Origin of the sequence: Microcoleus sp. T2B6 (genome assembly GCF_036700475.1) — a bacterium.
GTDB lineage: Bacteria > Cyanobacteriota > Cyanobacteriia > Cyanobacteriales > Microcoleaceae > Microcoleus.
Genome location: NZ_JAUBOZ010000046.1, coordinates 51,238 through 59,393, shown reverse-complemented (window position 1 = coordinate 59,393; position 8,156 = coordinate 51,238). Strand labels below are relative to the sequence as shown.

At 47.2% G+C, this 8,156-nt stretch carries 3 protein-coding genes; 2 read left to right on the top strand and 1 reads right to left on the bottom strand.

Annotation, left to right across the window (positions count from 1 at the left end; all coding sequences use genetic code 11):
* Positions 1-243 precede the first annotated feature (243 nt).
* A complete protein-coding gene (locus tag QUA00_RS20175; RefSeq protein ID WP_333410915.1) occupies positions 244-438 on the bottom strand; it encodes a hypothetical protein in 195 nt (64 codons plus the stop codon).
* A gap of 178 nt (positions 439-616) precedes the next feature.
* Between QUA00_RS20175 and QUA00_RS20170 the strand changes: the two genes are divergently transcribed.
* Both QUA00_RS20170 and QUA00_RS20165 read left to right on the top strand, forming a co-directional pair.
* On the top strand, positions 617-1,678 hold the full coding sequence (locus tag QUA00_RS20170; RefSeq protein ID WP_333410914.1) for a DUF4114 domain-containing protein: 1,062 nt from the start codon (positions 617-619) through the stop codon (positions 1,676-1,678).
* The gene (locus QUA00_RS20165) at positions 1,590-8,132 is read left to right on the top strand and encodes a DUF4114 domain-containing protein (RefSeq protein WP_333410913.1); all 6,543 of its coding nucleotides are present in this window, start codon (positions 1,590-1,592) and stop codon (positions 8,130-8,132) included. Before QUA00_RS20170 ends, QUA00_RS20165 begins: the two co-directional genes overlap by 89 nt.
* The last annotated feature ends 24 nt before the right edge of the window (positions 8,133-8,156 follow it).

Sequence of the window (8,156 nt, the reverse complement as noted above, 5' to 3'; positions counted from 1 at the left end):
TTTTAGCTGGCATTTTTGTAGAGATTGACTAAACTCCTTTTTTATTATACCCTATTTAAAGGTACAACAGCTTACACTCTTCTTCGAGTCATCACCAAACAAAATATCACCGGCAACTGCATCAACGTCTGACAATTCAGGAGAAAATACAACATCACCCGCAACTGCGTCAGCCACTGAAAACCCTGAACTCGATCAAACATCACCTGCAACTAAATCAACGACTGATAAATCAGAACCAGATCAAACATCACCTGCAACTACATCAGCCGCTGAAAACCCTGAACTAGATCGAACATTACCTCCAACTGCGTCAGCTTCTGATAAATCAGAATCCAACAAAACCTCAGTTGCGACTACATCAACGACTGACAAATCCGAACCCAACAAAACTTCACCTACCGAAATCTCCACCACCAAAAACTTAGATACAGCCACTAATCTAGAACCCAATAAAACCTCAACCCCAGAACCCGATCAAACCTCAACTCCCCCAACCAACATCAACTTTGACTCAAACGCATTCAGTGTCGATGAAAAAGGAATAATCGGCATACAATTCACATCCGACGGCGGCTGGTATAGCGGACAACTAGCCATCGTCAGCCTACTCGGAATGGAAAAATTCGTTCCCGGTTCCGAGGCGTTCATCAAAGAAGCAGCAAGTCGAGCTTTAAGCAACTCGACAAAGGGCTACATCGCAATGGATGACGATTTAGAAGGAGCATATTACACCGATCCTAACAGCTCAGAAAACCTCAATTCCGGGCAATACCTCGGCACAAAAACATTTGCCATGACGCCAGGGGACAAATTCTTCTTCATGCTAGTCCCCAACGGCACCGTACAACAAGTATACGACAACCCCGCAATCGGTGGCGACAAAAAACCCCTATTTTCTATAGCGACAGACAATCCCAGCGACGGCTTCAGTATCGGTCAAATTGCCGATATTACAGGAGAAGGTAAACTCTTTGTCATGGAAGACATGGGACTGATTCAAGGAAGCGATCGCGATTACGATGATATCACATTCCGAGTCACGGGCGCTACATCCAAAATCGTTCCCCTCAGCCAATTAGTTGACCCCTTCTCCGCATCAATTCACTCCCAGTTAATTCAAAAACTGAAGGGTGAATCGGATAAATCAGAGCCGAAATTTACCCGAGAATCAACTGTTACCAATTCCGGTGATAAATTCCAGGGAGAAACACCATCGATAACTGCTGATAACGACCAACAAAAACCTCAGCAAACAGAAACATCAACAGTTGGTAAATCAGACAGCCAAGAATCGCCAACCACAGAAACATCAACAGTTGCTAACTCAGACAGCCAAGAATCACCACCAACAGAAACATCAACAGTTGGTAAATCTGATAGTCAAGAATCGCAACAAATAGAACAAACAGCCTCTCCCCCAGAGACACCCAGTGTTATCCCTACTGAATTAAATTCGGAAATTGAACTGCCAGTATCAGCAGAATTTATTGTCAGCCAGTCAGCAGGTGCTGAATTAATTAAAACCGACACAACTGCAACTAATCGCATTCCTCAATTGCCGGCTGAAGCCGACTACGCTGTAAATAATGCTGCTTCTCCACCAACCGCTGAAACTCTGCTATCCTACTTCTATCGCGTCACAGCCTCCTGCAAAAACAGATTCGCTTGCCGATAATTTTGGCGAAGAATTGCCAAGAGAAACCGATGACAATCTTTCTAATGCTGCGTCACAATTGCCGACCCAAATTACTGAAGTTATTCCCGCATCTAAGGCTATTGATACCCAAGAAAATAACCGGGCTGTTACCGAAACCGCAGCCGAATTTGAAACTGAACAATTTCCCACAACAACCGCTGAGATTATTGCTACAGAAACAGAAAAGGTTGCCGATTTAATTGAATATGATACCGCTTTCCCTGAAATAACATCCGAATTTGAAACAGAACAATTGGTGACAAAAACCGAGTCAATTGTTGCTACACCCGAAGCGGATGATACGGTTGAACGCGATATCCCTGTTGCTGAAATAACAGCCGAATTTGAAAGCAAACAATTGCCACCAAAAACAGACGCTCTCGCTCTTGCAGAATTCACTGCGGATACAATTGATACGGACATCGCTGTCACCTTCACAGCAGCAGAATTAGAGACTGAAAACCCCCCGGAAATTGTCGTTAATTCTCTCGCTCCCGACCCGCTAATTTCCCACTCAAACTCTAGCGTACAAACCGATTCTCCCATACCGGCACTTTTCTCAACTCCATCAGAAACAGCAGCAGGTACGGCACAGATAGCCTCAGTCGAAACCAGCGTTTCACCCTCAACTCTTAAATCCCCACCCTCACCAACTTCAAACAATTATAATAGCAATTCAACTCCAACAGAAACTGCCGGATCTCAACCCGGGTATTCCGATACCGAAATTGCGCCAAAACCCGCAGATATATCGAGCGGTTTACTGTCGTTAGAGGCAGAAAAATCGGCTCAATTTTATGACGGTATTGCAGACAGTCAGCCCTATTTAACAGAGCGTGCCGACAACTTCCAAAGCAATACCAATCCCCAAGCAAATCTCTCAATAGCAGCAGCAGCCAACTCACCCAGTCCCGGCACTTTCCTTGTAGAAAATGCCAACGGACAAGTCAAATTTGACTATCAGTTTGACGGTGGCTACTTTGAAGGCGAGCTTGGCATTTTCAGCCTGTCAGGAATGGAAGCATTTACACCAGGAACTCCAGAATTCATTGCCGAAGCATCCCGTAGAGTTTTAAGCAATTCCACCGACGGACATATTGTCATCAGCGACTCGAAAGAAGGAGCCAAATTCACCGGTGCGATGCCGTTCGACGGGGATTGGGGCAGCGGCGAATATCAGGGTATCAAAACTTTCTCCATGCTACCAGGCGACACCTTTGCCGTCATGTTAGTCCCCAACGCTACAATACAATCATCCTTCCAATCCTCATATTCGGGAAATTTGTTCCCCGAAAACCGTCCCTTATTCAGTATCGCCACAGCCAATCCCAACGATACCGCTCATCTGCTACAAATAGCCGACATTACCGGCACCGGCAACACCTTTGCCCTCGAAGATATGTCGGCCGCCAACTCAGACAGAGATTACAATGACCTAATCTTTAAAATTAGTGGCGCAATAGGAAACGCACCGCTGCTAGATACAGTCATCAATCCTGACAGAGAATGGCGCAATACTCCGTTAGGACAACAATTGCTCGCCGAAGCCAATCCCCCGAATTCTGACAACAATCCGCCCGTTGTTTCACCGACAAGCGCTCGGACTTATACAGAATTAGAGACAACTATTTCATTAGACAATCAGGCCACAGATGCAGAGGGCGACCCCCTGACAATTAGCGTCCTCAATCCAGTAAACGGCACTGTAATTTTCAATCCCTTAACGAACAAAGCATCGTTTAAACCAGCAATCGGCTTCTCTGGAATTGCCAGCTTTGATTTCCTTGCCAGCGACGCTTTTGGGAGTTCAACTCCCGCGCGGGTGACAGTCAACGTCAGCGATGTTCCCCTGCTGAATCTAGATTTTGTGAAGCGAAATCCGATCCTCAATGCAGGAGAAAATACGGAATTAGTTGTGCTCGGAGATTTTGCCGACCAAAAAGGTGTAGTGCTGCCAGATTCTTATTTAACTTACACTTCAATAAATCCAGAAGTAGCACCAATAGACGCAGCCGGGAAAGTGACAGGTTTAACCAACGGCACTTCGATTTTGAGCGCGAGTAGAAACAACCTGCAAGCAGTGACCCCAATTCGCATTGGGGCGATGCCGCAACCGACAACAGACGCTCAATTGCATCAGATACTAGCCGAAATGTACGGACTAGACCCCTACCCGGATGCCGTCTCCCTGACACCTGGCGCAACCCGGAAACTGTCCCTCGGCTTGAACCCTGGGTTGAGCGAGGTCAACTTAACCGCAGCCAGTACGGGTACGCGCTATTTTAGCAACAACAGCAACATCTTGAGGGTCAGTCCCGACGGCACTATTACAGCAGTCGGCGTTGGCGATGCTGCGGTGACTGCGATTTACGGTGCAGCAGAAGCAACAATTCCAGTGCGAGTCGAAGCGCCGCGAAGCGGGCCTGCAACCGTGGGGGCTGCTGGCGGCGTCGTCCTCTCAAGCGACGGAGAACTTATGGTGATGATGCCTCCCGGCGCTTTGAACAGCGATACAAATGTCAGCATTGCTTCCTTAAATCGCTCCGAGTTATCGCTGCCAGTCCCGACTGGATTTGAGTTTGCCGGGGCTTTTAATTTGAACTTTGGCGATAGCTCTCTGGAACAGCCCGTTCAATTAGCGGTGCCAGCACCAGAGGGCTTACCTGCGGGAACTGAGGTCTACTTCATGCGGAAGGGTGCGTTACCGGATGAAACTGGTGTCTGGAAACCAATCTGGCTTCAAGAAGAATCTGGTGTAGTTGGGGATGACGGCACAATTCGTACCTCCTCGCCACCCTATCCAGGGGTTGTCAGGCCAGGCGAATATATAATTGTCTATTCAAGTCCCACCGGAGATGCCACCTTAGTCAAAGGTCAACTCACCCTTAACTACGATTTCCCCCTAGCATTTTTTGGTATCATTGACCCCTTGGGAGGTATCGGTCAGTTGATCGATCCAAGCAACTTTGTCACCAATTTTGGGTTTACAGTTTCTTACGACATCTCTTCAGTCAAAGTAATCGCGATCCCTAAAGTGGGATTGCCAATAGTTACTGAGTTGGGCGTCCAACGAAACTCAAACGGCGTTGCGACTTTGGAAGCCAACCTAAATATACCAACACCAGCAGCTTCCAATTCCGCAGCCGCACCTAAACTTCAAGCAGCCTCTCTGAAGTTCAAAGACGAAAACAATCAACCCTTTGAGGGTAACGAACCGATTCTTTTCCTCAAAGCCAGTAACGTTCTGGCGAGCAATTTGGGCGATCCCAAGGGCAGCCGGCTCGAAGACTTAGTTGTGAAATTCTACGTTGGCGATCGCGTTTACGAACAGGCAATATTGCCCAACCTTAGCGCAACTTTGGGAGACAACCAGTTTGAAGTGGCAGTTAAAGTACCTAATACTGTAGTTTTGGGTGAGTCTTACATTTCCTTATCCAGACGGCAGAATCAACTGGTCGATCAGAACCTGACGGAACCAGTGTATGAGGAGATCGAATACAACAGCAATCCCATTTGGTTGGACGCGGGAGCTGAGTATGTTTTTGCGGCGCTAAAAGGAGCTGATGCTGTTGCAGTTTTAGACGGTACAGATCCCGAGTCGGTTGTGGCAGCTTCTAGCAGTTCTAATTTACTGCTTTCTACTATTCCTGTGGGAGATGGCGCGATCGACAGACCGCGAGACTTAGCTGTGACGAGTGACGGAACCCGCGTTTACGTGGCTCTGGAGCAGTCTGGTCGTGTGGCATTGGTCGATCCGATGGTGTTGCAACAGGTGGACACCAAACCAGATACCCCCGGCATCAACCCGATCGATTTGCCTATTGGTGCAACGCCTCGGTCAATTGCCATCGACCCCCGCAACCAATATGCCTACATCTCTGATGGGAAGCGAGGAAACATTTATGTTTTGGACATCGACCCCTTCTCCGAAGAATATCATCAGGTCATCCAGACTATCTCCCTAAGCTCAGTAACGGGTGGGTTAAATGAAATAGCTATTAGCAGTGACGGGCGCAAGCTCTTCGCCACTGCACCGGGCTTTCCAACTAGCCAGATTATCGCGGTGAATATCGATCCTGAAGACCAACCTCTCGATCCAAGCCAGAACCCCCGCAAGTGGCATCAGGAGATTGGTGTGGTAAATACTTTTGCTGGGGTGCAGGGAATGGCTGCTACCGCCGAGCCGAATCGGATGACCTTTACTAACACCAGTAATGATAGTAAGGGCTTTGGCGTATTAACAATTACCAACGACGATCCCACTAGCTTTGCCGCTACTGCCAACGATTATGCGGCGCTAAGTTTGGGTGACCCCCTAATGGGCGGTTCCCTAGATTACTTTGATGTCAATCGGGCGGTGGCTGTCACGGTGATGCGCGATGGGTCCTATGCGTTTGTGGCCGCGAAAAACGACAGTCCGCAAACCGGAGTTGAGAGCATAGACGGGGTGCGGGCAGGAAGCAATATCGGCATCATTAAAGACCCGTTTGGACCCACTCCGAAACTGGTGGCGGCGACTCGACCGATACCGCAAGGGGCAACCACTGACTTGGTACTTTCTAACGATAACAAATACCTCTATGCTTCCTACCCCACCCTGAGCGGCGACGGGGGTGTCTATGTCTTCGATGTCGAGGAAATTATCAGAACTCTGGAAAACCCTGGAGATTTTAAAATCGACAACCTCGACAGAGGTGTCAAATCGCCTTACTTCAATCCTGCCACGAGCCGTCCGGTCAGCTCGAGTAAATTCCAAAGCGTTCCAATTGACGATATTAACCCAGCAATTAGTATCGCTGCTGACTATGGGATTGTTACGGGGGATTGGCCTCGCAACCAGTTTACTTACGGTGTGTTTGATAGCAAGCACAGTCCGATCGCAACGGCTGGAAGCCCTTGGGGAATGGCAGCAAGCTTGAGTATCCAAGAAGATGAGAAGGAAAGGTTGCAGGAGCTAAGCCAGAGGATCGCAGAGCTGGTCGAAATGCGCGATACAGCAGACAATCCCAACGACGTGGACAAACTTCTTGAAAGACCTATTAGACAACGGGATGGACTGTTAAGAAAAATCTCAGTTGAGGTTCAAAGAGATAAATATGGAGATGAAGTGAATGTTAGTCCCGTTGAGCTGGAGGGAGGCAGATTAATCTTTGAAATCAACTACGAAAATCTTTTTCAAACTTTTTATGGTAGTAGCTCTGTTGCATGGAATATCGCACCGCTCGAAAAACGAGCTGTATTCGATATTGGTAGAGAGCTTGCTTCCCAACGAGTAAATTTACCCGCAGGTACTAAGCTCAAGACCATGTTGGGTTTTGGCGGGACTACCGCTCAAGGGCTTGTTCAACCTTATCCCGGCGATATCGATTATGTGGAAACGTTTGACGTATCCGCTCCCAATGCTCAAAACGCAGCGACAGCTATTGTCGATACTCTTATCGACTTTGTAAGACGCAATCAAACAAACCCAAGAGTTGAATTTGAGAAGATTATGATTAGAAGTTCCAAAGGAGAGCGATTAGTATATAAGAGTCTTAGCGAACTTGAAAATAATCGCAGTACAATTTCGGAGGCATTACAAGGATTAAATGGGACAGATCGGGATTTTATCAATACCTTCTGGCGGGCGAAGGTCGATGGAAACCGTTTTATCGGCATTACTAAGGTTTTAGGCATCTCCGCTAAACAGGCAACTACTGGAGAGATTCTTTTCTCTACTCAGCCTTTCTCTGAGGATGCAGAATTTTACCTAATCGAAGAAGATACAAGCACCACAAATCTTCCTTTGGAAACTCGACCGGGTGGAGCGGAGTTTCAGACTGCCTTTATCCTTAAGCAGCCCGAAACATTTCCCAAGGAAAAACTGGGTTGGTATGCCAGTACAATGCGTAAAGAGGTATTCGAGCTGGTATTCAATAACAAAAAAGACCCGGAATCAGGCTATAACCCAGATGGGAAATATCTCAAAGCGGCCAAACGTGCATTTAACTATTTCATGGCTCTTGGTAACATAGAAGCAATGGAAGCTATAACACCTGTTTTCAGCACACTGCAAGCACAGGTTAACCAGCAAGTTACCGTTATGGAAGCGATTCGAGCCGCCTTGAATCCTGAAGAAGTATCTACTAGAATCCTTAAAACTTATGATGCTGAAGCAATGCTCAATAACGTTGCCAACATTATCGATGGTCTTCTACCGGGAGTTGGAGGCGAGGTGAATAAAACACCCGCTCAGATAGCTGCGGAATTAAGAGAATTTGCCGCACAGCTTGAAGAAACTTCTGACGGATTCTTGAAACAAAATAAAGATCAAGGTAATAGCCTGGCTATATTATTGAATTCAGCTAAATCAACGATTAATCGCGGTGTGAGAGAGATGGTTCAACCAATATTGGATACCTACCTAATCAACTACCATCAAAACCTCCCATAAAACGTTTCAACTCCTACCCAATTG

Excerpts from the sequence above, each read along its gene's own strand:
- QUA00_RS20170 (WP_333410914.1), top strand. The coding sequence starts at position 617 with ATGGAAAAATTCGTTCCCGGTTCCGAGGCGTTCATCAAAGAAGCAGCA.
- QUA00_RS20165 (WP_333410913.1), top strand. The coding sequence starts at position 1,590 with ATGCTGCTTCTCCACCAACCGCTGAAACTCTGCTATCCTACTTCTATC.